The following is a 26,645-nucleotide window of genomic DNA, read 5'->3' on the forward strand; positions in this document are numbered from 1 at the left end:
CCCATCAGGGCTGCAGCGAGAAGCTGTCGTTCTCGATGCTCAACTGCTCGCGCTGGCGGTCATGGACGATGATTCCGGTGAGCGGGGCCTCCACGTTCTCGAAGTCCGCGAAGCGCAACTCCAGGGCCTCGGCGTGGGAGCCCGCGCGGAACAACAGGTGCTCCGCGTGGCGCAGGTGCTCGTCCACCACCACCGGGATTCCATAGAGCCTTCCAAACGGCGGCTCCGCGCCGACCTCACACTCGGGAAAGAGCGGGGCGAACTCGGACTCCTCGGCGAGCCGCAGGTTCTTCGCGCCCGTCACCGCCGCGACGCGGTCCAGGTTCACCGTGTCCGGCGCGCTCACCACGCAAATCCACAGCGAGTCATCCGAGCGGAGGATGACCGACTTGGCCACCTGGAAGCCGCTGACATGCAGTGACGCCGCGAGCGCCTGCGCGGTGATGGCTCGCAGGTGCGGCCTGCGGTCGAAGGGAACGTTGTGACCTTCCAGGTACTGGATGATGTTCTCCGGAATCATGGCGCGGCCTCCCTCGTGCTCGCGGAAGAAGGTGCGCCCGCTCGCGTCCGCGCACCACGCCCACTTCCGCGCGCGCCCGCCTCACGAGCCGCCGCTCCGGCGCCTTGCTCCCTCGCCTCGTCCGCCCGGCCGATGCGCGCGGCCCCACTTCAGGCGTAGACCTGACTGCCCTCCAGCGACAACTCCAGGCGCCGGTTGAGCTGCTCCAGCCGGTCATACCGCTCACGCAGCAGGTCGCGGTACGCGCGCTGGTCCGTGTGGGAAATCTCGGTGAGCAGCTCGAGCAACGCCGTGTCCAGCGCCTGCTTCAGCTCGCGGGCTTCCACCGCGGACAGTTCCAGCAACATGCGGCACCTCCTGTCGCGAATGTTAGGCACTCCACTCCGCGCGAGCCTCCCCACCCGCCCCATCGCCTCCCTTCGCCCCCACCAGGAAGACGGACGCTGCCCTGCCTGCCCCGTCGGACTGTCGTCACGCGCGCCGGGCCCGCAGGTTCTTGCTGACAGAGGTGCAGCCGCGAGGAGGTCGTGATGATTCAGTCCGGCGAGGTGCGCGAGGGAATGACGGTGAGGACCGCGGACGGACGCAAGGTGGGACGCGTCGCCGCCGTCGGCGATATCCACTTCGAGCTGGAGCAGGGCATGGTGCCCATCCCCCGCCACGACTACCTGGTGGAGTACCGCGACGTGGACCACGTCAGCGACGAAGACGTGTACCTGTCCCGCGCCGACCACCCCCTGCTGACGCTGGAGGTGGATGACGACGGCGGTGCGCTGCCTCCCCGCCACTCCAATGGCATGGACGCGGAGCCGGTGAACGTCTCCGCCCCGTCGGACGAGGACTCCGTGCGCCACTGAGCACCCTTGTGACTCGCGCTCCCACGTCGCGAGTGCGGGCTCCTCGCGAGTGGGGGATTTCCGACCCGGCACGCGGGGCAAGCGTCCGGAATCATTCAGGTCGGACATCCCAGGAATGTCAGACCGTCAGGGTACACGGGCTCTCTTCGACCAGCGAGGCGAGTGGGTCCCATGCGACGTGTCCAGACATCCTTTCTCGGCGTGGCGTTCTTCGCGCTCGTGTTCTCGTGCAACTCCGGTCCGCGCGCGGACGGGGGCACGTTGGACACGGGCGTCGAGCCCCTGAGGCTGGTGACGCCGCGCAAGCTGCTGCCCCTCGTTCCGCTGGAGGACGGGCGCGTGCTGGCCGCTGGAGGCCATGACGGACAGCGCACCCTGTCGAGCTGCGAGGTGTTCGAGCCGGAGACGGGGATGTGGAGCCTGACGGGCTCCATGCACAAGGCGCGTCGCAACCACGCGGTGGTGCGGCTCCTGGATGGCCGCGTGCTGGTGACGGGTGGCACGCAGGTGGTGGCGCCGGGCGCGCTCGCGGACGCGGAGGTGTACGCGCCGGCGTCGGGCCTCTGGACGCAGGTGGCGCCCATGTTCGAGGCCCGGAATGATCCCTCCGCGCTGCTGCTCCCCGATGGCCGCGTGCTCGTGGCGGGTGGCACCGACGCGGACCGCAGGCCGTTGCGCTCCGCGGAGCTGTTCGACCCGATGACGGGCACGTGGGCTCCCGCGACGCCGCCGGGCTTCGTGCGGGGCGGCGCCGGCACGGCAGTGATGCTGGCCCAGGGCAAGGCGCTCTTCGTGAGCGGCCTTCAGGCGGAGCTGTACGACGTGGCCACCGGGCGCTGGGAGAAGGCGGGCTTCGCGGGGGGCGCGGCGGGGACGCATCGACAGGGGCACTCGGTGACGCTGCTGCCGGACGGACGCGTGCTGGTGGTGGGCGGTGGCACCGCGCGCGCGTCGAGCACGGCCGAGGTCTACGACGCGCTGACGGGCCTGTGGACGCTGGTGGCGGCGCCGTCGGTGGCTCGCGAGCACCATGCCGCGGTGGTGACGCCCGAGGGCCAGGTGCTCGTGCTGGGCGGCGAGCATCCCATGGCGGGCGCGCTCGCGTCGGTGGAGCGCTTCGACCCGATGACGGGGCAGTGGGCCTCCGCTCCCGCGCTGATGGAGCCTCGCGGCCTGCCGGGCGCGCTGACGCTGCGGGACGGCTCGGTGCTGCTCGTGGGCGGCGCCAACGAGGTGGCGGGCATGCTCGACACGAGCGAGCAGTACCTGCCGACCGGCTGCGTCCCGGTGACGTGCGAGACGCGGGAGGCCACGTGTGGCGCGGTGCCGGACGGCTGTGGAGGAATGCTCGAGTGTGCACCGTGCGTCGTCGAGGGCTGTGACGCCCAGCAGTGCCGCGCCGAGGGACTCACTCGGCGCTGAGGCCGTCCCGTCCCGCGGGTGACAGGCCGGCCGATTCCCGGTGAGATGTGGCCATGCGGTGGCTCCTGTTGTTCGCGATGTCCGTGGCGTGGCTGGGATGTGGCGGCGAGGACCCCTCGCAAATCACCTATGACGAGTGGGCCGAACGCGCCGCCACGGTGCAGTGCTCCCACGAGGCGCGGTGCGAGGGGTCCTCGCTGGACGAAGCGGCCTGCATGGCCCAGGTCCTCGAGCGCTACCGGCAGGTGGAGCCGGAGCTGGAGGACGCCACGGGCGCCAGGACTGGCTGCGTGCGGTGCATGCGCATCCGGACGGAGGTGCTGACCGCGTCGCTCGACAGCGAGTGCCAGCAGCCCGTGGACACCTCGCGCATCGACGCGGCCTGTGGCGCCGACCAGCAGGCGTGCGCCGGCGCTCCCTGACCCGGCCCGCGCGCGCCTTGGCGCATCGCGCCAGCCCGCCCCCCGCGCGAAACCTCCTGTGACTGGCTGAGCACCACCGCGCGGAAAGCCTCGCAAGTCACGAAGCCCCCGGCCCTCGGCGCGCCACACGGCCGAGACGCCCCTGTCCGTGCGTGCCAGACTGCGCGGCCATGCGAACCCGCCTCCGTCTCCTCGCACCGCTCATGCTGAGCACCGCATGTGCCTCCGTCTCCTCGCAGTCTTCGGACGCCCCCGCCGTCGCGACGGCGAAGGCCTCCGTGCCGGAGCGTCCCTTCGGCACCCTGCGTGAGCAGGCCGACCGTCAGCAGGCCTGGCTGCGCGAGCGCATGGACACGGCGCTTCCCCAACTCATGCGCAAGTACGGCATCGAGATGTGGGTCGTCCCCATGCGCGAGTACAACGAGGACCCCGTCTTCAAGGCGCTCGTGTCTCCCACCACGTTCGCCGCGCGCCGCCGCACCATCTACGTGTTCCATGACCTGGGCCCGGAGAAGGGCGTGGAGCGACTGGCGCTCGGCGGTGGACCGCAGGGCGGCGTCTATGTTCCGCGTCGCGCCCAGCAGCAGGTGAGCCACGGCGGCGAGGGCCTGCGTCAGGCGGAGCTGTGGGGCCCGGACCAGTGGCTGGTGCTCAAGCAGGTGCTGGAGGAGCGAAAGCCCCAGAGCATCGCGCTCGACATCTCCCGCACGTTCGCCTTCGCCGACGGCCTCTCCCATGGCGAGTACGAGGGCATGGCCCAGGCGCTCGGCCCCGACTGGGTGAAGCGCTTCAAGCCCGCGGAGGGCCTGCCCGTGGACCTCATCGCGTGGCGCATCCCCGATGAAGTCCGCTTCTACGAGGACGAGACGAAGCTCGCCTGGAACATCATCGAGACGGCCTTCTCCAACCAGGTCGTCACCCCCGGCGTCACCCGCATCTCCGACGTGGAGTGGTGGATGCGCCAGCGCCTGGCGGACCTGGGCCTGGACACCTGGTTCCAGCCGTCCGTGGACGTGCAGCGCCAGGGCGTCACCGAGGAGCAGCTCGGCGAGGACCCCGTCATCCAGCGCGGCGACGTGCTCCACTGCGACTACGGCGTCACCGCGCTGCGGCTCAACACCGACACCCAGCACATGGGCTACGTGCTGCGCGAGGGTGAGACGGACGTGCCCGCGGGCCTGAAGGCCGCGCTCAAGACGTCCAACCGCCTCCAGGACATCGTCTTCGAGGAGCTGCGCCCCGGCCGCACCGGCAACGAGGTCCTCAAGAGCTCCCGTCAGCGCATGACGTCCGAGGGCATCGACGGCACCATCTACTCGCACCCCATTGGCCTGCACGGCCACGGCGCGGGCGCCATGGTGGGCCTGTGGGACCGGCAGGAGGGCGTGCCCGGCAACGGCGACCACAAGGTCATGGCGAACATGTGGTACTCGATTGAGCTCCAGGCGACGAGCCCCGTGCCCGAGTGGAACAACCAGCGCGTGCGCTCCGCCCAGGAAGAGGACATCACCATCGACGCGGAAGGCCGCGTGCACTGGGCCTGGAAGCGGCAGACCGACTTCCACCTGGTGCGCTGAAGTCGCTGCTCGCTCGCGGGCTCCCGTCCTTCCGTCCTCACAAGGCGCGGGAGCCCGTCGGTGCGCCGGTCAGCGCGGGGTGCCCGTCAGCGACTTGAGCAGCTCCACCAGCGCGCGCTTCTCCGCGTCCGTCAGCTCCAGCGGGACGATGGTGACGGTGCGCTTGCCCGTGAAGGAGCCCTCCGGGTTGCCGCCGTCGTTGTAGAAGTCGACGACCTCCTCCAGCGAGGCCTGCGCGCCCGTGTGCATGTACGGCGCTGTCAGCGCCACGTTGCGCAGCGACGGCGTGCGGAACGCGCCCTCCAGCTCCTCCTGCTTCGCCTGGGAGCGCAGCGTGCGCAGCCGCAGCGCGTCCGCGCCGTTCGGGTCGTCGCTGTGCCTGCTCGAGGCGTTGAACTCCCAGTCCAGCAGCGCGTTGAGCACCGCCCACTGTCCGCCCGCGCCGGGGCCCCGGTCCTCCAGGCCCACGTTGTGGAACAGCTCGTCCGTCAGTGAAGGCCCCTTGTGGCAGACGATGCACTGCCCCTTGCGCACGAAGGTCTTCAGCCCCAGGTACGCCGGGTCGCCCTCCGCCGAGCCGGCCTCCGCCGCGGCGATGAAGCGCTTCACGTCCGTATCGAAGGGCGCGTCCACCTGCATCAGCACCCGCTCGTACGCCGCCATCAGCTTGCCCACGTTGGCCATCAGCACCGGCGCGGCCACGCCCGAGGGCTCCACGCCGAACAGCGTCTGGTAGCGCGTCCGGTAGGACTCCTCCGCCTGGAGCCTCGCCCGCACCACCTCCGCGTCCGAGTCCATCTCCACCGGATTCGTCAGCGGAAGAATCGCTTGCGACCAGAGCGAGTCCGCCCGCCCGTCCCACATGAACCAGCGGTTGTGCCGCACGTTCAACACCGTGGGCGGGTTGCGCTCCGTGCGCTGTCCACCGCAGCCCTCCGCCGTCGCCGTGTCCACCGTGCGACCATCGCCGGAGTGGCAGCTGTCGCAGGACACCGTGCCGCAGCGGGACAGGCCCGGGTCCCGGAACAAGTCATGTCCCAGCTCCTGGGCCACCGGCAGGCCGTCCACCTTGTTGGTGGCGTCCAGGCGCGGGTGGCTCGACAGCGAGTGCAGGCTGCGAAGCTGGTCCAGCTCGTCGAGCGTGGGGAACGGTTCTTCCGACTCACACGCCCACCCCAGCCCGCCCAGGCTCAGGGCAAGCGTGGCGGCGCGCCAACTGCTTGGAATCTTCACCGGGTCGTCCTTCTTCGCATCCATCGCGGCCCGGTTCACTCCGGTACCTCGTGCCGCTCTGCGGGCGGTCTCCCAGAAGTCTCGCGCCCCTCAGAGCGCGAAGCAATCCGGAATTCCTGGACGTCCCGAGGGCTGCCCGGCCCCTCCGCTCGAGTTGGGAGCGGAGGGTTCCGGACGTCAAACCGAACTCAGGCGCCGCAGCTCAGCGTGAAGTCCTTCGTGCCCGTGCCGTAGTTCGCCATCTTGATGGTGGACGGCTCCGGGGTGATGGTGGGCACCGACCCGTTGTCGCACTTCAGGCTGGCGTCCGGCACCGTGCTGACCTGCAGGTCGGTGTTGCTGGGGATGCCGGAGATGGTGAAGGAGCAGCGGTTGCCGCGGCTGGACTTCACCATGGCCCTGCCCAGGGCATCCGTGGGCGTGGCCGCGTGAGCGACGACGACGCGGAGCTGGTCACACGGGTTGCCCGCCTGCGCGAGCCCGCTCTCCGGCAGACGGATGACACCGGCGACGGTGGCGTTGCCCTCGCGGCTCCCGGCGCCTCCCGTGGTGGCGCAACCAGTGGCAGCAAGGAACAGGGCGGCAACGGCGATGCGATACATGAAAATCCTCAATTCGTGGGGGAAAGAGAAGGCGGCCTGGTCGCCGCACAGACGACCTACGTCGCGCCCCCAGTACAATTGCGACGGGATTTCATTCCACCCATTCCTCTCGCACGCGATGTGCCGGGTTTTTTGCAAATCCCCCGGAGTTCCGTGTGGTTCCGGACGCCTTGTCGCCGGTGGATGGGACTCGGAGTGGGGTGCCATGAGTCCAGTTCATCGGTCGAATCAAAGGCAGACATACCGCGCTGCGCGGGGTCGGTTGGATGTCCCAGGAGCGAACGGGAATCCCATGCTTGGGAATGCACGGCGCAAGGCCTGACGCGGACCGAGCGGCCGGGACGCAGGCCTGTTGCCTGCTGCCGGACACTCGCCGCGCCCCCACGGTGAAGGCGCGAGAGGAGACGCGCATGTCGATTCAGAAGCAGGAAACGACGCAGTCGTGGTCGGGGCTGGGGGTGGGCACGGACCGGAAGTCCTTCATGGACGCGGTATCCGCGCAGCTCCCGGACTTCGAGGCGGAGCAGGCGGCGGAGGCGGTGTTCCGCGGGCTGTCGGAGCTTTTGTCCGACGGGCTGATGCGGCAGCTGCGCGAGCAGCTCCCCGAGGACCTGCGGGGGCTCGTGGATGCGTGCCCCCGCCACCCGGACAGCGTGCGCGGGAAGGTGGACCGCGACGACTTCTACCTCCAGGTGGCCAACCACCTGAACGCCGAGCCGGAGAACGTGCGGCTCGTGTTGCACGGCGTCTTCGCGGCGCTGCGCGAGCAGGTGACGGAGCAGGAGGCGGACAAAATCGAGAGCCAGCTGCCCCGGTGGCTCCAGGGCACGTGGTCCGCCGCGCGCATCGGGATTGACCGGCCCTCCTGAAGCGAGGGCCCGGTGGCGGCACGAAGCACGAGGCGCCCGGACCCACCCAGGTCCGGGCGCCTTCTTCGTGCCGGGCTTCGATTAGTAGGTGCCGCCAATCTGGAGCATCCCCATGTAGCGGCCGTCCAGGGCGTTGGGCGTCGCGGACGTGGGCGCGAAGTCCTGGTCGAAGAGGAAGTTGTAGCTCACGCGCGCGTCGGCGGTGATGAGCTTGCCAAACTGGTAGCGCAGGCCCAGGCCCGCGGGCACATAGCCGCTGGTGTCGTCATTGAAGCCGAACTCGCGGCCCACCGCGTCGTGCCGGATGTTGTAGTCGTCGATGCCGATGCCCGTCACCGCGTAGGGCTGCAACTGGGCGTCGGTGAAGTTGCCGATGACGAGCGCCTGGCCTCCGTTGCGCACCACGTCCGCGCCCTCGCCCAGACTTCCTGCCCGGCCGTTCCCGTCGATGTCCACGTTGTTGACGCTGCCGTTGTAGCCCAGCTCCACGCCGAGGAAGCCCAGGGGCCGGTAGCCGATGGCGCCGCCGTACGTGAAGCCCGCGTCGAGCCGGGGCGCCAGCTGCCCGGTGTAGCCCTCCGCGCCGCCGCCGAGCTGCGCGTACAGGCCGGTGTCGGCGTGCTTCGACGACTCCTTCTTGGGCTCATCGACCTGCACCGGCTCCAGGTTTCCAGGGGCCCGCTCCGCGCTGGGGCGGTAGTCCTCCTGGGCCCACACGGCGCATCCCCACAGCGCCGCCACACATCCCGCGATACGCACGAATGCCTTCATGTCGGACTCCTTTCCGAGCGTCCGAAAGGCAACGTGGAGTTCACGCCCCATCCCGGCAATGTTCCCGGGTCTGATGTCCCTCGCCTGTCCTCTCATCGACGGGGCGGTGGACACGTCGGCCCGCTGGCCTTCCCTCCCCGGAGGGAGGGGCGGGCACGGGGGCTTCAGGGCACCGGGCCGACGAGGGCCTCCAGCGCCCGCCGGGCCTGCACCAGGCCGTGGCCGTACTGCTCGTCGTAACCGCTGTCGCCCAGGTCCTTCGCGCTGCTCAGGAGCGCCGCCTTCACCTCGGCGGGCGTGGCGGAGGGGCGCGCGCTGAACAGCAGCGCGGCGATGCCGCTGACATACGGCGTGGCCATGGAGGTGCCGGACATGTACGCGTAGTCCGCCGGGCGCAGGCTGAGCTTCGCGGTGGCGCCGAGCTGTCGCTCCATCACCGTGCTCGCCGCCTGGGTGATGGTGACGGACGGCACCCAGGTTCCGCGCTGCGGCACGGAGAGGATTTCCGCGCCTCCCTCCATCAGCTCGCTGGCGAAGATGACCGCGCGCGCGCCCTGCCGCATCACGTTGACGATGGCCCGGTCGGGCCGCACGTAGGCGCTCGGGTGCACGTACGCGACGAAGCCTCGGCAACTGCCGTCCTCTCCGCATGAGGCCACCGATTCACCCATGCCGCAGTCCACCAGCGAGCCCCAGGTGTCACCGGTCGGCGCGTACAGCAGCGAGCGCGACATGGGCCGGGAGTTGCCCACCTCCAGCGCGGCGAACGAGCCCCGGCCTTGAGGGAAGGTGGACAGCACGTCCACGCCGGGAGCCATCAGCGCCAGGCCCTCACCGTAGGAGGAGAACACCGCGCGCCGGTCCGTGTTGTCCAGGGCGCCCACCCCCAGCACGGACGGGTCCGAGGCGGGATAGGACATCAAGCCCTGCCCCTCGTTGCCCGCCGCCGCCACCACCAGCATCCCGCCGTCCAGCGCCGCCTTGAAGCCTTCCTCCGTGTTGAGGCTGCCCAGACTGCCGCCCAGCGACAGCGAGGCCACCTTCGCGCCTTCGGCCTGGCAGTACTCCAGCGCCTTCATCACCAGGCTCATGTGGGTGCTTCCCTCGAGGTTCAGCACCCGGGCGATGATGAGCTGCGCACCGGGCGCCACGCCCATCAGTCCGCGCTCGTCCAGCACCGGCCCGCCGCGTCCCCCCAGCCCCGGCCGCGCCGCGATGATGCCCGCCACGTGCGTGCCGTGGCCGGAGCCCCACCGCTCCTCGTCCCGGTCGCTGGGCGCGTCGTCCCCATCCAGGAAGTCCCGCGCCGCCACCACCGCGTCGCGCAGCTCCGGGTGGTCCAAATCCAGGCCGCTGTCGATGACGCACACCTTCACGCCCGCGCCCGTCACCGCCCCGGGGTCCGGCAGCCCGTCCCCATCCTGGTCCCACACCTCCAGCGCCTGCACCCGGCGCAGCTCTCCGACGTACTCCCGCGTGCCAGCCAGGGTGGTCGCCAGCGCCAGGGCCGTCGGCGCGGAGGTCCCCAGGGCGTACAGCTTCTGGTCCGGTTCGATGCTCTCCACGCGGGGGTCCAACGCCAGGGCCAGCCGCTCCTCGGGCGTCACGCGCGCGGCCACGGCCGGCACGTTCCGGAAGGTCGCCGTCACCTGCCCGACGAGCTGGTGCACCTGGGCCGCCGTCACCCCGTCCTCGCGCCGGTAGCGGATGATGACGCGCTCACGGCCGTCCTCGTCGCCAGAGTCGAGCCCCGCTGTCGCCTTCCCGTGAGGTTCGCCCGGCAACATGCCCGCGGTGATGCCGGGACAGGCGGTCAGCTGGGCATCCCGGTGAGATGACTCGTCCGGCAGACAGCCCGCGACCGCCAAGAACCCGATGAATCCCCAGCGCGTCATGAGGCACTTCCTTTCGTCACCACCCGGGCGACACTGCGAGGCCCGGCCGGAGGGCTTCCGGCCGGACGGCCCCACCTGTTCCCAGGGAGCGCATCGCTTCGCGTCGCGGCAACGGCCCGACCGGGGGCGCGGCGACGGGAGGTGCGCGGGTTCACATCCTGTGTGGCCCGCCTGTCTCAAACTGGCTTTCGGCCCGGGCCACCCCAGGCGCCGGTTGTCCTGAAACCCGCGCTCACCGCCCACCTCGGAGGAGGAGGACGCGGGAGTCCTTCGTCCACGGGTTCAACGCGGCCGGGCGCTGGACGTACTGGAAGACAGGAGGTTCACTGACAGTTGTGCCTCACCGGTCTGACACCCCGGCCAGGGCAGGCGGGTTGATGTTCCGAGCGCGTACGGTGTCTGACAGATGCGAGAAGGGCCCTCGACAGCTTGATTCCGTGTGTGTCCGGGTGCTTCGCTGCCAGGAGAAGCCATGAGCACCGCACCTACAGAGTCCTCCCGTTTCCTCGGGCGCTACGAGCTCGTCCATCCCCTGGGCCAGGGCGGCATGGGCGAGGTGTTCCTGGCGAAGATCAGCGGCGCGGCCGGCTTCGAGAAGCCGTGCATCGTCAAGACCATCCTCCCGACGCTGCTGAAGGACCGGCAGTTCCTGGACCGCTTCCACCACGAGGCCAAGGTGCTGGTGCACCTGGTCCACTCGTCCATCGCCCAGGTGTACGACATGGGGGAGGCGGACGGGACGTACTACATGGCGCTGGAGTACGTGGCCGGCGTGGACCTGGCGTACCTGCTGGAGCAGGCGCGGTTGCAGGGCGCGCAGGTGCCGGTGCCGGTGGCGCTGTTCCTGGGCCAGCGCATGGCGGAGGGCCTGGGCTACGCGCACCGCAAGGTGGGGCCGGATGGCTCGCCCCTGGGCATCGTCCACCGCGACGTGTCACCCCACAACGTCATGGTGTCGTACGAGGGTGAGGTCAAGGTCATCGACTTCGGCCTGGCCAAGTCCGCGGCGCGCAGCAAGTACACCCTGCCCGCCACGGTGATGGGGAAGCTGGGCTACATGTCGCCGGAGCAGGTGCGCGCGGAGGCGCTGGACCACCGCAGCGACATCTACTCGTGCGGCGTGGTGCTGTGGGAGATGCTGGCCGGCCGCTCGCTCATCCCCCACGGGACGGTGGGCGAGATGATGGCGGCCATGTCGCAGCCCACCGTGCCGTCGATGAAGGGGCTGCGCGGGGACGTGGACGAGGCGCTGGAAGCCGTCGTGCGTCGCGCGCTGGCCGCCCGTCCGGATGAACGCTACTCGCGCTCGGACGAGCTGGCGCGGGCGCTCAACGGGGAGCTGGTGCGCTCGGGCGCCGCGGTGGGCGCCGAGGAAGTGGGCCACTTCGTCCGCGCGCTGTGCCCGGAGGCCTTCGCCGCGCAGCGACAGCTCATCTCCAAGGTGACGTCGTCTGGGAGCCACCACCGCACGCCCGCGCCAATGCCCGTCCTGGCCGGTGGCACCGGCACGGGAGCGTTCGGCACCGGGCCCCAGGGCACTCCGGAGAACACCGCGCAGTCGGGCTTCGAGCCGACGATGATGCGCGCGCCGACGGAGCCGCCCGCTCCCTCGAATGAGCGGCGCGTGGCCGGCATGGCCCGGCAGGATGTTCCCTCCGCCGAGGACGCGATGGGCACCGATGCCACCACGCTGCGTCCCGGCTCCGGAGGCGTCGCGGGTGGGGCGGCGATGGCCGCGAGCGGCGCCCCGTCGTCGGGCCCGGTGGTCCAGGCGGCCTCGTCGGGCCCCGTGGCTCCGGTGTCGACAGCGTCCGTTTCCCAATCCGTCAACACCGCTGTGGCCGCGAAGCCCGCGTCCTCCCGGAAGACGGGGACGATGCTCGTCATCGCGCTCACGGTGCTGCTGTTGATGGTCGGCACCGCGGTGACGACGGCCCACTTCGTCAAGGGGCAGGGCGGCCCGGACGCCCCCACGCCTCCTCCGCCCGTCGCCGCGAAACCGCCGCCTCCCACCTCGGACAAGAAGCCCGCTCCGCCGACCACCGCCGAGACGCGTCCGACCCCGCCTCCTGTCGACAAGCCGGCACCGAGGCCGGAACCAGAGGTGGTGGCGACCCGGGAGCCCTTGCCACCCAAGCGCACGCCCACGCCGAAGCCGACTGCTCCCAAGCCGGCTCCCGAGCCCGTCGCCGTGGCTCCCAAGCCCGAGAAGGGTGTCACCTATGTCTCGCCCGAGGTGGCGCTCGCGGTGGTGGAGGAGAACGGCGGCTATGCCGTCAGGGGCCCCCAGGCCGTGCCCCTGCGGATGCGCCAGAAGTTCAATGTCGTGGGCCCCGCGAAGAACATGCAGCGCGTGTTGCTCGGGCGCGCCACGGTGTCATGGGCGGGCGCCACCCCCAGGGACCGCATCAAGGCGCGGATGGTCCGGCTGAGCCTCGACGAGTCCGCCAGGGCGGCCACGGGCCCGCGCTTCATCGCGCTGCCAGAGGTCGGCGCCGAACTGGAGTCCTTCCCCGACGAAACCCCCGCCGAGCCCGAGGCCGCCGCCGAGCCGACGAAGCCCTCTCCCCCGATGATTGCCGCGCCCAAGCTCCTCACGGGCGCGGTGAGGAAGGCGGGCGGCATTGGCCCGTTTGGTGGAAGCGGCGTGGCGGTCCGCAACCTCGACGACTTCGTCTGGACCAACTGCTCCGTGGTGAAGGACCGCCGTCAGCGGGGCATGCTGGGCATCCTGCCCCCCAACAAGGAGCGGGCCGTGAAGAACTTCGCCACCCACGCCGAGCACTTCGTCGAGCCCGGCAAGGTGGGCGTGTTCTGCGACGAGGGACAGCTCATCACCACGCTGCGCTGACCCCTGTCGCTCCGGCTCACGGCTTCGCGAGTCGCTCCGAGGCCACGGGACAGTCCGCCACGACGGCGCGCACGTCCTCGCGGCCGGAGTTCGCCTCGCGCACCGCGCGGTTCAGTGACGTGCGGCACTCCCACGTCACGTCCCGCGTGCCGTGGCAGCAGTGCCAGCCCGTCAACGTGCTCCCCAGGTACTTGAGCATCTCCGCGCGCGTGGGAGTGACGAGCAGCCACACCGCGCCCGCCAGCAGCGCCAGCCAGGGAAGCTGCGGGGCCATTCCCTTCAGCCGGGGCCCCGCGCCCGCCGTCACCGGCTCCGCGTAGAGGCCGAGCATCGTGTCGAAGGGCCGGCGTTGCAGCACGGGCGCCACCAAAAGGTCGACGGGCGTGGTGAAGGCCCGGACCAGCCCGCGCTGAGCGCCCGGCGCCCCCGCGTTGCGCACCAGTCGCACGCCCAGGAGCTGCCGCCACAGCGTCCGCCCCCAGATTCCGCCCACCGCGGACGACGCGAGCCATGCGAGGACCATGGCCAGCACCATCGCCACCGGCGTCCGCTCGTGCTCCATCGCGCGCAGGGCGGCCCAGCCGACCAGGGCCGACGTCGCCACATCCAACACGTCCGCGGCCCACAAGTGCCACTGGTACCGCGCCTCGGTGCTCACCGTGTCCGTCGAGAACAACGCCCCGTCGCTCATCCACCCTCGCTCTTCGGCGCGCGGAGCATAGACGTTCGGCGACCTCGGGGTGTCATGCACCTTCGTCCGCCGCCTGGACTTCGTCCGGAAAGCCACCGCGAGAGCAGGCGGGCTCGGGGTGTTTCACGGCTCGGCGCCGGGCGGGAGGACAACCGCCCAGGGGGTGCCCTGGGGCGACCGTGGGACGTGACTGCTGTCTTCTTCCCGCAGTGGCGCGAGACAGGGGTGGCTCCCATCTTGGGTTCAGCGCGATGCGGCGAGACCCCACCCACCACCGGGGTCTCGAAGCGAGGAGCGCTTGGGCCATGACCCCGGTCATCCGGGAGCACGGCTCTCGGGTGCCGGCGGTGGTGGCGTACGAGGCGACAGCGGCGGGGGGAAGTTTGGATGTCGTGGGGGGGCAGGTGGTCCCCCGCCGCTGTCGCCGAGGCCGTTAACGGCCAACGTTCCACTGTGGGTGAACGCCCGAGGTTTGGCCTCCCGGTCGATTCTGCCGGACACTGGGGCCGTCATGGGCATTTCGAGGCATCGGCTCCGCGCGATCTGGCGCGGGTTCGTGGGGTTCGTCCTGCTGGCCGGGTTCGTCCTGGCGCGGCCGGGCCTCGCCTTGGATCCCCAGCGATGGGTCTCCCAGTACAGCCAGGACTCGTGGCGCAGCGACGACGGGCTTCCGCAGAACAGCCTGCTGGCGCTGGCGCAGACGCGGGACGGCTACGTGTGGCTGGGCACGTGGGAAGGCCTGGTGCGCTTCGACGGCGCGCGCTTCGTCGTCTTCGACAAGCGCAACACGCCGGAGCTGCGCAACCACACCATCAAGGCGCTCGCGGAGGATGCCTCCGGCGTGTTGTGGGTGGGCACGGACCAGGGGCTGGTGGCCTACGTGGATGGCCGCTTCGAGCGCGCCCCCGGTGCCTCCGCGCCGCTGGAGGGCGTGCGGGTGGAGGAGCTGCTGGTGGGCGAGGGGGCCCTGTGGGTGGGCACCTCCGGTGGGCTCTGGCAGGTGCCGCTGGGCGAGGGCGTGGCGCGCCAGTACACGGAAGCCGACGGTCTGCCGGGCTCCTTCGTCACCGCGTTGGCGCGAGCGGGCGGTGACAACCGGCTGTGGGTGGGCACCAAGGCGGGCCTGGCGTTGCTGGAGGGTGGGCAGGTGCGGCAGACGCCCTTTCCCGTTCCGGGCCCCGACGAGCGCCCGGAAGTCACGGCGCTCTTCCAGGACGTCGCCGGCACGCTGTGGATGGGGACGGAGACGGGGCTCGTCTCGTGGAATGGCGTGGTGGCCACGCGCTTCACGGCGACGGAGGGGCTGCCGGCCACCGTCACCGCGCTCCTGGCGGACAGCCAGGGCAACCTCTGGGTGGGCACGCGGCGGGGCGGGCTGGTGCGGCGGGAAGTCGACGGCTTCAGCTCACCGCTGCACGGCGCGGGGCTCGCGGACGCGGAGGTGCTGTCGCTGCTCGAGGACCGGGATGGGGCGCTGTGGGTGGGCACCTATTCGGGGTTGTTCCGCCTGCGCGACGGCCCGTTCGCCACGTACGGCGCCCCGGAGGGCCTGAGCAACGAGACGGTCAGCACGGTGCTGCAGGACAAGCGGGGCACGGTGTGGCTGGGCACGGTGGGCGGCGGGTTGTTCTACCTGCGCGACGGGCGCATCCACCGCATGGAGGACTTCGAGGGAGGCACGGACCCGGTCATCACCGCGCTGCACGAGGCGCCGGACGGCACGCTGTGGGTGGGCTCCAAGGCGGGGGCGTTCCGCTACGACGGGCAGCGCTTCGCGAAGTCGTCGCGCGTGCAGGGGCTGCCGGACCACGTGGTGACGTCCATCCTGGTGGACTCGCGCGGGACGCAGTGGTTCGGCACGCGCGAGGGGCTGGCGCGGGTGCGGGGCGGCGACGTCACGGTGTTCGGCGAGCGGCAGGGGCTGTCGACGGAGCCCATCATCGTCATGGCCGAGGACGCCTCCGGCGCGGTGTGGCTGGGCTCCGAAGGAGGGCTGTGGCGCTTCGAGGAGGGCAAGGGCCTGCACCGCTTCACGCTGAAGGACGGGCTGCCCGGCGAGGTGGTGCTGGCGCTGCTGGCGGACGCGGACGGCACGGTGTGGGTGGGCACGGAGACGGGGCTGGGGCGGTGGAAGGGGGGCGCGTGGACGCGCTACTCGGTGTCGCAACACGGGCTCTACGACGACGCGGTGTTCAGCATCGTCCCGGACGGAGATGGCCACCTGTGGATGAGCAGCAACAAGGGCGTGTCCCGGGTGTCGCTGCGTGAGCTGGAGGAGGTGGCGGAGGGACGCCGCTCGCGGCTGGCGGTGATGGGGTTCGACCAGACGGACGGCATGCGCACCGCGGAGTGCAACGGGAACACGCAGCCGTCGGGGTGGCGGGGCAAGGATGGGCGGCTGTGGTTCACCACCATCCAGGGCGCCATCGTCGTAGACCCGGTGCGGGTGCGCGCGAGCCGTCAGCCTCCCGAGGTGCGCATCGAGGAAGTGCGCGTGCAGGGCGAGCTGGTGCCGGTGACGGGCCCGGTGGAGCTGCGGCCGGATGGCTCGCGGCTGGACATCCGCTTCACGGCCTTCACGCCCGGGGACGCGGTGCGGTTGCCGTTCCGCTACCGGCTGGTGGGGCACGACGACGGCTGGGTGCGCGCGGAGATTCGCCGGGCGACGTACACGGGGCTGCGGCCCGGGCGTTATCGCTTCGAGGTGCAGGCGGAGGGCCGGGACGGTGGCTGGACGGAGCCGGTGTCGCTGGACGTGCTGCTGGAGCCGAGCCTGTGGCAGCGCACGGACTTCTGGGTGTTGTTCGTGCTGGGGCTGGGGATGTTGGGCGTCAGCGTGTACCTGCTGCGAGTGGGGCAGCTGAAGGCGCGTGAGCGGTGGTTGGAGGCGCGCGTGCAGGAGCGCACGCGGGAGCTGGCGCGGGCGAACGAGGAGCTGGAGGCGAACGTGCGCACGCTGCGGCAGACGCAGGCGCAGCTCGTCCAGGCGGGGAGGATGGCGGCGGTGGGGCAGCTCGCGGCGGGCGTGGGGCACGAAATCAACAACCCGCTGGCGTACATCGTGTCGAACCTGGAGCACGCGAGCGAGGAGTCGGACGCGCTCGCGCGCGAGCTGGGAGAGGCGCGGGACGCGGGGACGCGACTGCGCGAGGTGGGGCAGGCGCTGCGCGAGGCGTTGCATGGCGCGGACCGGGTGCGCCGCATCGTCCGGGACTTGAAGACCTTCTCGCGGCCGGACGACGAGAAGCAGGGGCCGGTGGAGTTGGGGGCGGTGCTCGACTCGGCGGTGAAGATAGCGATGGGCGAGCTGCGCCCGCGCGCGAAGGTGGTGCGCGACTACGGGGACGTGACGTGGGTGGAGGGGAACGAGGCGCGTTTGGCGCAGGTGTTCCTGAACCTGCTCATCAACTCGGCGCAGGCGTTGCCGGAGGGCCGGGCGGAGGAGAACGAGGTGCGCCTGGTGACGCGCGGTGGGCCGGACGGGTGGGTGGTGGCGGAGGTGCGCGACACGGGGAGCGGGATTTCACCGGAGTCGCTCGGGCGCATCTTCGACCCGTTCTACACGACGAAGCCGGTGGGCGTGGGCACGGGGCTGGGGTTGTCGTTGTGCCATGCGTACGTGACGGCGATGGGCGGCACCATCTCCGTGGAGAGTGAGCTCGGCCGCGGCTCGGTGTTCCGGGTGACGTTGCGTCGCGCGAGGGAAGTGGGCGCGGCCTTGAGCTCGGAGGCGCGGGGGCGGTCGCGGGACTCGTTGTCGGATGCGCGAGGGCAGGTGTCGGGGAGCGGGAGGGCCGCGGTCCGAGGCTCGGGTGAGCGCGCGGCGGAGTCGGAGTCGAGGTCCGCGCGGGAGCGTCCGTCATCGCCCACGGGTCACCCGACGGTGCCCGGGGCGCGGTCCGTGACGGAGCGTCCCTCGTCTCCCCTGGGCCACCCGACAGTCCCCGAGTCCGCTCCGCTCGCGCGTCCCGTGACGGAGCGTCCCTCGTCACCCACGGGCTACGCCACGGTGTCCGAGCCGAGGCCGGTGACGGAGCGCGAGCCCTCACCCAAGGGCCATCCGACGGTGTCCGAGTCGGCACAGGGCACGTGGTCCACGAGGGAGCGCACGTCCTCACCCACGGGCTATCCAGTGGTGCCCGAGTCGTCACAGAACACGCTGTCCGCGCTGGAGCGCACGCCCTCACCCACGGGCTATCTGGTGGTGCCCGAGTCATCACAGGGCATGCGGTCCGCGACGGAGCGCACGGCCTCGCCCACGGGCTACCCGGTGGTGCCCGAGTCATCACAGGGCATGCGGTCCGCGACGGAGCGCACGGCCTCGCCCACGGGCTATCCGGTGGTGCCCGAGTCGTCACAGGGCATGCGGTCGGCGCTGGAGCGCACGGCCTCGCCCACGGGCTACCCGGTGGTGCCTGAGTCGTCGCAGGGCATGCGGTCGGCGCTGGAGCGCACGGCCTCGCCCACGGGCTACCCGGTGGTGCCTGAGTCGTCACAGGGCATGCGGTCGGCGATGGAGCGCGCGTCCTCGCCCACGGGCTACCCGACGGTGCCCGAGTCATCGCAGGGCATGCGGTCCGCGATGGAGCGCCCGTCCTCACCGACGAGCTCCCCGACCATCTGGGAGTCACCGCACGGAGCCAGGCAGGCGACGGAGCGCGATACCTCACCCACGGGCTACCCGCCGGTGTCCGAGCCCGTGGGCTTTCCAGCTCCGCGTGGCACGGCGGCGGGCCTCGTGATGGACGCGGGCTCCGCACGACTCCCGGGCCCCGTGTCTCCCTTCTCCGCCGAGAGTGGCGCGAGCCCCGAGGCACGTGCTCCCATCACGGCCCCGGAGTCGCTGGCCCGGGCGCCGACGAGCCCTCCTCTCGACGCTGGTGCTCGTGTCGGGACGCCATCGGTGACGACGGAGCCCGTCCGAGCCGAGAACTCGCCGCCGGTCCGGGGGCGGGTGCTGGTGGTGGACGACGACGCCCTGGTGAGCGGTGCCATCCGTCGCACGCTGGCGCGAGAGAACGACGTGGACGTGGTGGTGAGCGCGCGGCAGGCGCTGGAGCGACTGGTGGCCCCCGAGCCCCAGCGCTACGACGTGGTGCTGTGTGACCTGATGATGCCGGAGATGACGGGGATGGACCTCTACGAGGCGCTCGTGCGCACGGCGCCAGCCGTGGCGGAGCGGGTGGTGTTCATCACCGGAGGGGCCTTCACTCCGACGGCGCGCACCTTCCTGGAGCGGGTGGAGAACCCGCGCGTGGAGAAGCCCTTCGACCCGGAGGCTCTGCGGGCGCTGGTTCGGGCCGAGGTGGCCCGAGCCCGCCTGGTCACAAATCCAGCACCAGCCGCTTGGAGCGAGCGCGCGACACGCAGATGAGCATGCGCTCATCGCCGGCGGGCTCCTGCTGGAAGAAGGTGTCGCGGTGCTCGGGCTGTCCCTCGCAGACGCGGGTGACGCAGGTGCCACAGGAGCCGGCCTCGCAGTCGCTGGGCACGCGCAGGCCATTGCGGCGCAGCACGTTGAGCACCGACTGGCCCTTGGGCACGCTGAGCACCTGACCCGTGCTGCGGATGGTCACCTCGAAGTCGGTGTCCTCCTTGCCCTGGGCGACGCTGTTGCCTTCGGCGCCGAAGGACTCGAAGTGGACCTTCTCCCAGGGCCAGCGGTGGCGCGTGGAGGCCTCGCGCACGGCCTTCATCAAGCCCGTGGGGCCGCAGCAGTACAGCCGCGTGCCCGGCCCGCGCGTGGACAGCAGCCCCGACACGTCGAGCCCCTTGTTCGGGTCTCCCCCGTCGAAGTGGAAGCGCACCCGGTCCGCGAACGGCGCGGAGGACAGGAGCTCGCGGAACGCGGCGCGCTCGGGAGCGCGGACGCAGTAGTACAAGACGTAGTTCGCCCCGGTGCGCTGGAGCTGTCGCGCCATGGACAGCAGCGGGGTGATGCCGATGCCACCCGCCACCAGCAGGTAGCTGCGCGCGAACATCAAGGGAAAGTCATTGCGCGGCGTGCTGACCACCAGGACGTCACCTTCCCGCACGCGCTCGTGCATGGCGCGCGAGCCGCCGCGGCCCCGCGCATCCTTCTGCACGGCGATGACGTACCGGTGCGTCTCTTCCGCGTCGTTGCAGAGTGAGTACGAGCGCAGCGCGGAGTCCTTGCCGGGAACGCGCACGTCCAGGTGGGCGCCGGGCTCGAAAGCCGGCAGCTCGCCACCTTCTTCCGGGACCAGCTCGTACGACAAGATGTCCTCGGCCTCCGTCGCAATCCGGGCTACGCGCACGCGCTGAGCATCATTCATCACGGTGTTCACTGCGTTCCCCTCTTCCCGTCCCGCGAATGCAGCGGGCCCACCACCCTTGGCGCCGAGACGGAGATTGAGCAGAGGTGGTTCCGCGTGGGATTGGACCGGGGGGCGGTCGGCACGTCGCCTCCCCGACGGCCGCCAGGACACCGGAGCCTGGCCAAGGGTCACCCAGGAGCATCCGGTTCCCTTGTTGAGCACGGTGCTTCCCTGTCAGGGGGGCGGGGCCTCCAGGGTGGGCTCGCGCGAACCCGGATGTATCCCTCCGGTTCTCAGGGGGAGCGGTCTCCAGGGTCGCCTGTCGGGGTCGCGGGGGAGCGGGCCATTCTCCCGTCGCTTCGGCATCGGGACGACGTCATCCCCACCATCCAGGACATGTCGCGCCTGGAGCCTTGCGCTCCATGGAGGGGATGCGCGGCCCCCAGAACCCCAGGGAGGCAATCAAGCATGGATGCCATCGCGTTGCTGAAGACGGACCACAAGACGGTGGAGCAGCTCTTCCGCAGGTTCGAGAAGGCGGGCGCCAATGCCCACAAGCTCAAGCGCAAGCTGGTGGAGCAGATGGTGCTCGAACTGTCGGTGCACGCCGCCATCGAGGAGCAGGTGTTCTACCCGGCGGTGCGCACGCGCTCGGAGTCGATGAAGGAGGAGGTGCTGCGCTCGCTGGAGGAGCACCACGTGGTGAAGTGGGTGCTGTCGGAGCTGGATGAGCTGCCCGCGGAGGCGGAGCGCTTCGACGCGAAGGTGTACGTGTTGATGGAGAACGTGCGCGCGCACGTGCTCGAGGAGGAGGGCACGCTCTTCCCCGAGGTGAAGAAGGCCTTCCGGCCACAGGAGCTGCGGGAGCTCGGCGGGTTGCTGGAGAGCGCCAAGCAGGCGGCCCCCACCCGGCCGCACCCGATGGCTCCGGACACGCCGCCGGCCAACCTGGTGGCGGGCGCGGTGTCGGCGGTGATGGACATTGGCCGTGACGCGCTGAGGGCCGCGCGCCGCAAGGCGACGACGAAGGTGCGGGAAGTCACCGGGCGCGGCGAGAAGACGCCGAAGCCCCCGGCCCCCGAGTACGAGGCAGGGGACGCCGCGAGTCCGTGAGGTCCGCGCTCGCGGGAGGGCGGGGTGCGCTCCGCCCTCCCGTGAAGGGCGGGTGCCGTGAAGGGGCGTGAATGTTGGGTGGCAGGCCCCGTCCTGAGGAGTAAGGCAGCGTCATCACGACACCCGCCGTACCGGAATCCCGCCCCAGGAGGCGCCATGCTTCACGTTCGACCCATCCGTTCCATGTTGCTCACCGCCATGCTGCTCACCGCGCTGGGGGCCTCCGCTCAGCCTCAGCCGCTGTCCGCGCCGCGCCCGCCGTTGGACCCGGCCGTGCGCACCCTGCGCGTGGAGGGCACGGGCGAGGTGAAGGCGCAGCCGGACGAGGCCTTCATCGACCTGGCGGTGGAGACGCTGGCGGCCACCGCGAAGGCTGCGGGGGAGCAGAACGCGAAGAAGATGGAGAAGGTGATTGCGGCGCTGACGTCGGCGGGCATCGCGCGGAAGGAAATCCAGACGCGCAACTACTCGGTGTACCCGGACTACGGGCCCCCGGCGCCGAACGAGACGGAGCCGAAGCTCAAGGGGTACCGGGTGAGCAACCTGGTGAGCGTGCACCTCACGGAGCTCTCGCGGGTGGGGAGCTTGCTGGACCAGGCGCTGGCGGCGGGGGCGAACCGGGTGGACCAGGTGCGCTTCGGGCTGGCGAAGCAGGACGCGGTCCAGGGTGAGGCGCTGCGGCAGGCGGTGGCGCGCGCGCGCAAGTCCGCCGAGGTGCTGGCGGCGGCGCTGAACGTGAAGCTGGGCGCGGTGGTGGACGCGAGCACGGTGACGGAGCCGCCGCAGATGTACCCGGCGCGCTTCGCGATGGCGGAGTCCGCGGATGCCCGAGGGACCACGCCCATCCAGCCGGAAGAGCAGACGGTGCAGGCGAAGGTGACGCTCATCTACGTCATCGAGCCCCTGCGCTAGTCAGTCGCCCGGCAACATCAAGGAAGCGCGAGCCCCGTGGCGCCAGCAAGGTGCCACGGGGCTTTTACGTGGGTGCGTGATGATAGCCCGCCGGACGGCCTGATGCCTGCCACGGCGACGTGGACGCCTCTTGAAAGCAAGGGTCGGCGAAGAAAGCGCGCGACCTCCCGAGCCTCGGGCATTTTCAAGAGTATCCGAGAACACCGCGAAGTGCGTGTGACTCCCGGGCACAGAGGACACACCTTCATGAATGGTCAGAAGCAAACCGTCTCGTCCACGAGGCGGATGGGACTCATCCTGGCGTTGTTGGGCGTGGGGCTTACCGCGGGGCTCTCCGGCTGTGGTGGAGACACGCTGGAGGAGTCATCCATCAAGCCGCGCGAGGGGGAGACGTCCGGGAGCCAGCTCCAGGGCCTCTCCTCGAACTATCGGCGCGCGATGACGTGGCGGCTCCTGGAGCAGCGGCCGAACCTCACGCTCGTGGGTGGAGATGACATCACCAACGTGTACTCAGGTGACACCACCATCGACACCCTCCTTCCCATGCTTTGCCTCCGCCAGGACGGTCGCCCCGTGCCCGCGGGCCTCGTCGTGGACTTCTACAATGGCTGGGCCGCGGGCGAGGTGAAGCTGACGGCGCCGCTCGCCGGGTCGGTGCTCGGCTCGCGGGCCACCGCCGACGCACTCTGCGCGTCGCGGTTCGGTGCCGGCTTCCGGATGGCCGAGTTCCATGACGGACAGGGTGGCTGGCACTGGTGGGCAAATGGCGTGGTCCCGATGGACACCCGCTTCTGGGCGGCCATCAACAATCAGCCCGCCAATGCCTGGAACTCGACCGGCACCATTCCTCCCGCGCCCCCAGTGACTCCGTCCACGCTTCCCGCGGTGTCTTGCTACAACCCGTCCGGCGCCGCGGTCGACTGCATCTCTGGCTGTGGAGCGGTCACCTGCCGCGACATCAACAACGTCGCGGTCCACTGCGCCAGCAGCGCGAATGCGTCGCAGAACTGCCCTCCGGCCCGCTGTTACACCGCGAGCGGCGTCGAGGTGAACTGCGCAACCGAGTGCGACATCGCCAGGTGCGCCTCGGCGAACGGCACGACGATGCCGTGCCCTACCGAATATGCGTATTGCTACGAGGGGCCGACCCTCTGCACCAGCGCCACGGGTATTTGGGACCAGCAGGACGACTGCGATACGCCCGAGTCCGACGTCTACACCTGCCTTGATAACGGCACGACCTGTGCCTCGGCGACCGACGACCCGGGCGATGCGGACGACAGTACCAATACCATGACGCCGCTCACTCCCCCGGAGTTGATCTCCCTCGCGCCGTCGGACATTCCGTCGGTGGAAACGAACTCGTCGTGCGCATGCGCATCGGGCAACGGGAGGACGACCGACTGTGCCTACGAATTGCGCCTGATCAGCTTCAAGCCGACCTCGGCATCTGCCTTTGACCGCCGCATGGAGGTCCGAAACATCACCGTCGACGCGGGCGCCGGGAAGGTGGAACTCGTGGACAAGTACATCGCACCGGAGAAGCTCCCCGTCGGCTACGAGGTGGGCATCAACAAGACGGTCGCCACCGTGCCCGTCCCGTGCGGCACGACGAAGTTCGTGAACGTGACCGTGGCGGCGACCGAGGAGGACCGCTGGGGGCCTGATGAGAAGGGCTCGGTCACCTTTACGCTGCCCCTCAATTGTCCGGGCGGGGCGCCCGTGAAGATGACGCAGAAGATGCAGTTCAAGAACAGGCGCGGCCGCGTGAAGCACGAGGCCGACTTCACCGTCGAGGCCCGCGTGGGCAACCGCTGCGCGACGTCCACCGACCTCGGGACCGCGCCGGCCTGCGCGCCGCCCGCCGGAACGCCGACCGTTCCGTGCAAGTTCGACCTCTTCCTCGAAAGCCTCACCCACCGCGACTCGCCTGCGTTTGATCGCAAAGGCCAATTCTTCGGCGAAGTGTCGCCCCCCGGATTCCCGGTGGTGGACATCCCCAAGCCGACACTCAGCAATGCGTTCGGTATCCGCGAGGGAACCTCGAAAGACCTTCGCCAGTGGTACACCAGTCCCATCGCGACCTACAACGTGCCGTATGGCGGCACGATGAGCCAGACCATCCCCGTCAGGCTCGAGGAGATCGACTTCCTCTTCGGAATCGGTCGCAATGACAAAGGCAACAGCCAGTTCAGCCTCAACCTCACGTGCCCGCCGACGCAGGACACGTTCTTCACCACGACCGAGGTGAAGCTGTTCGGTGGCAACACGAGCAATCCGAAGCACGTCGTCGACCTGGGTACGCGCACCACGCTGACAAACCTGAACTTCGGGCACGTGGAAGCGACGGAGGGCGCGGTCACGCCGTGCCAGGTCTCGGTGAAGATGCTTCGTGCGCGTCAAGTCTCGGGGGCTGTCGGCAACTTTGACCTCAAATTCCGCATCGGCGGAAAGGAGGCGTCGCGCAACTTCCTCGTCAAACACAGCGAACCGACCTGGGAGACGCCGCCACAGCACAGCACGCTTGCGAACGTCACCGTTCCCTGTGCGCGGCGCGTGGAGACGACGCTGTCAATCAGTGGCAGGGAGGCCGACGCCTTCTCCGGGCCCGAGTTCGCCTACACTGAATTTCCGCTCACGCTCTCATGCGCCAACGGCGCGCAGGCCGACGAGCTGAAAACCGTGCGCCTCCATTTCAAGAACCGTCGCGGCTCGGTGCGAGACATCCTCGACGTGGACCTCGCCATCACGCGCACCGAGTCCCGTCCCGCTTGCCAGTGCAGACAGGCGGGCCCCGAGCTCGGCCGCATCTCCACCTGGTGGGGCAAGGTCAATCTGCACAAGAGCCCGGGCGGCGATTGGCTCACCGACTCGGACTGCTCGACGGGCGCGAACGTGTATGACCTCAACTACTGCCGCAAGTTCTGGCCGACGGCCACGACGGTCACCGAGGTGCCGGTGACCCCGAAGCCCGCCAACGTGTGGCGTACCGGTGGGTGCGGCATCGAGCTGGGCGACTTCGATGGCGAGAAAGAGTACGTGTGTTGGTAGGCGTTTCGTCTGATTGACGGTGACGTGAATGGGCGGACGGGCCGCGAGCCCGTCCACCGTTCTGTTTTCAGGTCCGCGCTCCGCCGTTGCCAGTCGACGGTGTCTTCACGCGTGCGCTCGACCGGGGGCGGTTCCCGTCACGTGTCGCGGTGGGCTTCATGCCGCGCGAGGAGCTTGACGTGGGCGAAGCGTCGCGCGCCGAGGGCTACGGGGCGGGCGTGCCAGCTCCGCCGAGGTCCTGGGGCGTGAGTTTCAGCGCCTCGCTGATCGCCAGGATATCCTGGTACTCGCGCCAGTGCTGAATCAGTCCGTCGCGGACCCGCAGCACTCCGATGAGGGTCGCCGAGGCGCGCAGGCCGGTGGTGGTGACCGTCCCCGCCAGCTCGTACTCGACGACGATGACCTCGGGGTCGTGGGTCTGGTGAGTGGCCAGCTCGCGGAACTGCTCGAACCGCACCGGCAGGACCGCGCTCCGGGCCCGGTAGAACGCCAGCCACGCCTCGCGGCCCTCATGACGTCGCATGCCTGGAGGGGAGAACGGCGTCTCGACCACGACATCCTCGGCCAGCAGCTCGGCGGGGAGGAGCGTGGCGCCGTCCCCGACGAGTGCCTCCTGCATGCGCTGGTAGACGGTGAGTGGACCTGCTGTGCCGGCCGCCGAGGGTGACATGGTCGAACCTCCCGATTAAAAGATGAGTGCGACTCAGGATAAATAGTGAGTCCGACTCATTTTCGCAAGGAAGGATGGAGGACTGATGGCTCGGAGCGGTGTGCCGCCTTCCGGTGGTGGTGGTGGGGACAAAGCCGTTCGTGCGGACGCCCGCCGTAATCGCGCGAGCATCCTGGAGGCGGCCGAGGCCGTGTTCGCCGAGCAGGGGGCGTCCGCCTCGACCGAGGCCGTGGCCGCTCACGCCGGCGTCGCGATTGGCACCGTGTTCCGGCACTTCCCGACCAAACCCGACCTGCTCCAAGCCGTGGTGATGAACCTGCTGGACCGCCTCATCACGGAGGTCGACGCGATGGTCGAAAACCAGGGCGCGGTCACCGCCCTGTTCGAGTTCTGCGCCCGCGTCATGGCCGTCAGCGCCCGGAACAGGGCCGTGTTCGCCCGGCTCGCCGAAACCGGGGTCCAGGTCCGCGTCGGCGACGCCCTGACGCGCCTCCGGCCCGCCATCGACGTACTGCTCGAGCGCGCCCAGAAGGCGGGCACCGTCCGCGGAGACCTGCTCCCCACCGAGCTGGTCGCCCTGCTCGCCGCGCTCTGCCAGGAAGCGCTCACGGATGCATGGAGCGAACCCTTCCGCCAGCGCATGCTCACGCTCCTCTTCGACGGCATTCGACCCGCCGCGAGACGTTGACCGCGCCGCGAACAAGCAGCCTCGCGAGGGCCTGTTCTGGCGGGCGCTTGTTTGGGAGGCATTGCGGAGGGTTTCGCCGCCGCCGCGATATCACCCAATGGGTGGCATCCTCGGAGTCGAGGCCATGACGGGGGGCTGCAAAGCACCGCCGCGACTTGACCTCCCGGAATCATCCCGCTTCAATTGATGCTTCGAGTCCGTGAGGCCTGCTCCTCGCGTGAGC

At 70.3% G+C, this 26,645-nt stretch carries 20 protein-coding genes; 11 read left to right on the top strand and 9 right to left on the bottom strand.

Annotation, left to right across the window (positions count from 1 at the left end; genetic code table 11):
- Window positions 1-4: 4 nt before the first annotated feature.
- A complete protein-coding gene (locus tag HUA74_RS36310; protein ID WP_141646754.1) occupies window positions 5-520 on the bottom strand; it encodes an aminoacyl-tRNA deacylase in 516 nt (171 codons plus the stop codon).
- Window positions 521-669: 149 nt separating this feature from the next.
- Window positions 670-867 carry a hypothetical protein gene (locus tag HUA74_RS36315; protein ID WP_141646753.1) on the bottom strand — a complete coding sequence of 66 codons (198 nt, stop codon included), beginning with the start codon at window positions 865-867 and terminating at the stop codon, window positions 670-672.
- A gap of 183 nt (window positions 868-1,050) precedes the next feature.
- On the opposite strand from HUA74_RS36315, the gene HUA74_RS36320 reads away from it, so the two are divergent.
- The 4 genes from HUA74_RS36320 to HUA74_RS36335 all read left to right on the top strand — a co-directional run bounded on the left by HUA74_RS36320 (window position 1,051) and on the right by HUA74_RS36335 (window position 4,798).
- Window positions 1,051-1,377 carry a DUF2171 domain-containing protein gene (locus HUA74_RS36320; protein WP_174458237.1) on the top strand — a complete coding sequence of 109 codons (327 nt, stop codon included), beginning with the start codon at window positions 1,051-1,053 and terminating at the stop codon, window positions 1,375-1,377.
- A gap of 171 nt (window positions 1,378-1,548) precedes the next feature.
- A complete protein-coding gene (locus tag HUA74_RS36325) occupies window positions 1,549-2,799 on the top strand; it encodes a kelch repeat-containing protein (protein WP_174458238.1) in 1,251 nt (416 codons plus the stop codon).
- Between the two features lie 53 nt (window positions 2,800-2,852).
- Window positions 2,853-3,221, top strand: coding sequence for a hypothetical protein (locus HUA74_RS36330; RefSeq protein WP_174458239.1), 369 nt, complete (start codon window positions 2,853-2,855; stop codon window positions 3,219-3,221).
- Between the two features lie 170 nt (window positions 3,222-3,391).
- Window positions 3,392-4,798: a M24 family metallopeptidase gene (locus tag HUA74_RS36335; RefSeq protein WP_174458240.1), complete on the top strand. Its 1,407-nt coding sequence runs from the start codon at window positions 3,392-3,394 to the stop codon at window positions 4,796-4,798.
- A gap of 69 nt (window positions 4,799-4,867) precedes the next feature.
- Here HUA74_RS36335 and HUA74_RS36340 read toward each other — a convergent pair whose 3' ends face one another.
- Both HUA74_RS36340 and HUA74_RS36345 read right to left on the bottom strand, forming a co-directional pair.
- Entirely contained in the window at window positions 4,868-6,055 is a 1,188-nt protein-coding gene (locus HUA74_RS36340; RefSeq protein WP_174458268.1) for a cytochrome-c peroxidase, read from the bottom strand.
- 164 nt (window positions 6,056-6,219) lie between these two features.
- Window positions 6,220-6,633, bottom strand: a complete 414-nt coding sequence (locus HUA74_RS36345) for a hypothetical protein (protein WP_174458241.1) — start codon at window positions 6,631-6,633, stop codon at window positions 6,220-6,222.
- A gap of 410 nt (window positions 6,634-7,043) precedes the next feature.
- On the opposite strand from HUA74_RS36345, the gene HUA74_RS36350 reads away from it, so the two are divergent.
- On the top strand, window positions 7,044-7,502 hold the full coding sequence (locus tag HUA74_RS36350; RefSeq protein WP_174458242.1) for a DUF2267 domain-containing protein: 459 nt from the start codon (window positions 7,044-7,046) through the stop codon (window positions 7,500-7,502).
- Between the two features lie 81 nt (window positions 7,503-7,583).
- Here HUA74_RS36350 and HUA74_RS36355 read toward each other — a convergent pair whose 3' ends face one another.
- Window positions 7,584-8,273: a hypothetical protein gene (locus HUA74_RS36355; protein WP_254623846.1), complete on the bottom strand. Its 690-nt coding sequence runs from the start codon at window positions 8,271-8,273 to the stop codon at window positions 7,584-7,586.
- Window positions 8,274-8,437: 164 nt separating this feature from the next.
- Window positions 8,438-10,168 carry a S8 family serine peptidase gene (locus tag HUA74_RS36360; protein ID WP_174458244.1) on the bottom strand — a complete coding sequence of 577 codons (1,731 nt, stop codon included), beginning with the start codon at window positions 10,166-10,168 and terminating at the stop codon, window positions 8,438-8,440.
- Between the two features lie 472 nt (window positions 10,169-10,640).
- Here HUA74_RS36360 and HUA74_RS36365 point away from each other — a divergent pair, with 472 nt between their 5' ends.
- Window positions 10,641-13,019 carry a serine/threonine-protein kinase gene (locus HUA74_RS36365; RefSeq protein ID WP_174458245.1) on the top strand — a complete coding sequence of 793 codons (2,379 nt, stop codon included), beginning with the start codon at window positions 10,641-10,643 and terminating at the stop codon, window positions 13,017-13,019.
- 16 nt (window positions 13,020-13,035) lie between these two features.
- Here the strand turns inward: HUA74_RS36365 and HUA74_RS36370 are convergent, their stop codons facing one another.
- On the bottom strand, window positions 13,036-13,710 hold the full coding sequence (locus HUA74_RS36370) for a hypothetical protein (RefSeq protein ID WP_174458246.1): 675 nt from the start codon (window positions 13,708-13,710) through the stop codon (window positions 13,036-13,038).
- A 511-nt stretch (window positions 13,711-14,221) separates the two neighbouring features.
- On the opposite strand from HUA74_RS36370, the gene HUA74_RS36375 reads away from it, so the two are divergent.
- Window positions 14,222-19,084, top strand: a complete 4,863-nt coding sequence (locus HUA74_RS36375) for a two-component regulator propeller domain-containing protein (protein ID WP_254625414.1) — start codon at window positions 14,222-14,224, stop codon at window positions 19,082-19,084.
- Here HUA74_RS36375 and HUA74_RS36380 read toward each other — a convergent pair.
- Entirely contained in the window at window positions 19,035-20,006 is a 972-nt protein-coding gene (locus HUA74_RS36380; RefSeq protein WP_174458270.1) for a PDR/VanB family oxidoreductase, read from the bottom strand. The two genes, HUA74_RS36375 and HUA74_RS36380, sit on opposite strands and share 50 nt — an antisense overlap.
- 450 nt (window positions 20,007-20,456) lie before the next feature.
- Here HUA74_RS36380 and HUA74_RS36385 point away from each other — a divergent pair, with 450 nt between their 5' ends.
- From HUA74_RS36385 to HUA74_RS36395, 3 genes are all read left to right on the top strand, one after another.
- Window positions 20,457-21,101, top strand: coding sequence for a hemerythrin domain-containing protein (locus HUA74_RS36385; protein WP_174458247.1), 645 nt, complete (start codon window positions 20,457-20,459; stop codon window positions 21,099-21,101).
- 156 nt (window positions 21,102-21,257) lie between these two features.
- Entirely contained in the window at window positions 21,258-22,013 is a 756-nt protein-coding gene (locus tag HUA74_RS36390) for an SIMPL domain-containing protein (RefSeq protein ID WP_174458248.1), read from the top strand.
- Window positions 22,014-22,451: 438 nt separating this feature from the next.
- Window positions 22,452-25,064 (top strand): hypothetical protein, encoded by a 2,613-nt coding sequence (locus HUA74_RS36395; protein ID WP_174458249.1) that lies wholly within the window; start codon window positions 22,452-22,454, stop codon window positions 25,062-25,064.
- A gap of 205 nt (window positions 25,065-25,269) precedes the next feature.
- Here HUA74_RS36395 and HUA74_RS36400 read toward each other — a convergent pair whose 3' ends face one another.
- A complete protein-coding gene (locus HUA74_RS36400; protein WP_174458250.1) occupies window positions 25,270-25,734 on the bottom strand; it encodes a nuclear transport factor 2 family protein in 465 nt (154 codons plus the stop codon).
- An 85-nt stretch (window positions 25,735-25,819) separates the two neighbouring features.
- On the opposite strand from HUA74_RS36400, the gene HUA74_RS36405 reads away from it, so the two are divergent.
- The gene (locus HUA74_RS36405) at window positions 25,820-26,422 is read left to right on the top strand and encodes a TetR/AcrR family transcriptional regulator (RefSeq protein ID WP_174458251.1); all 603 of its coding nucleotides are present in this window, start codon (window positions 25,820-25,822) and stop codon (window positions 26,420-26,422) included.
- Window positions 26,423-26,645 lie beyond the last annotated feature (223 nt).

Origin of the sequence: Myxococcus sp. CA051A, assembly GCF_013336705.1 — a bacterium.
In the GTDB taxonomy this organism is placed as follows: Bacteria; Myxococcota; Myxococcia; order Myxococcales; family Myxococcaceae; genus Myxococcus; species Myxococcus llanfairpwllgwyngyllgogerychwyrndrobwllllantysiliogogogochensis.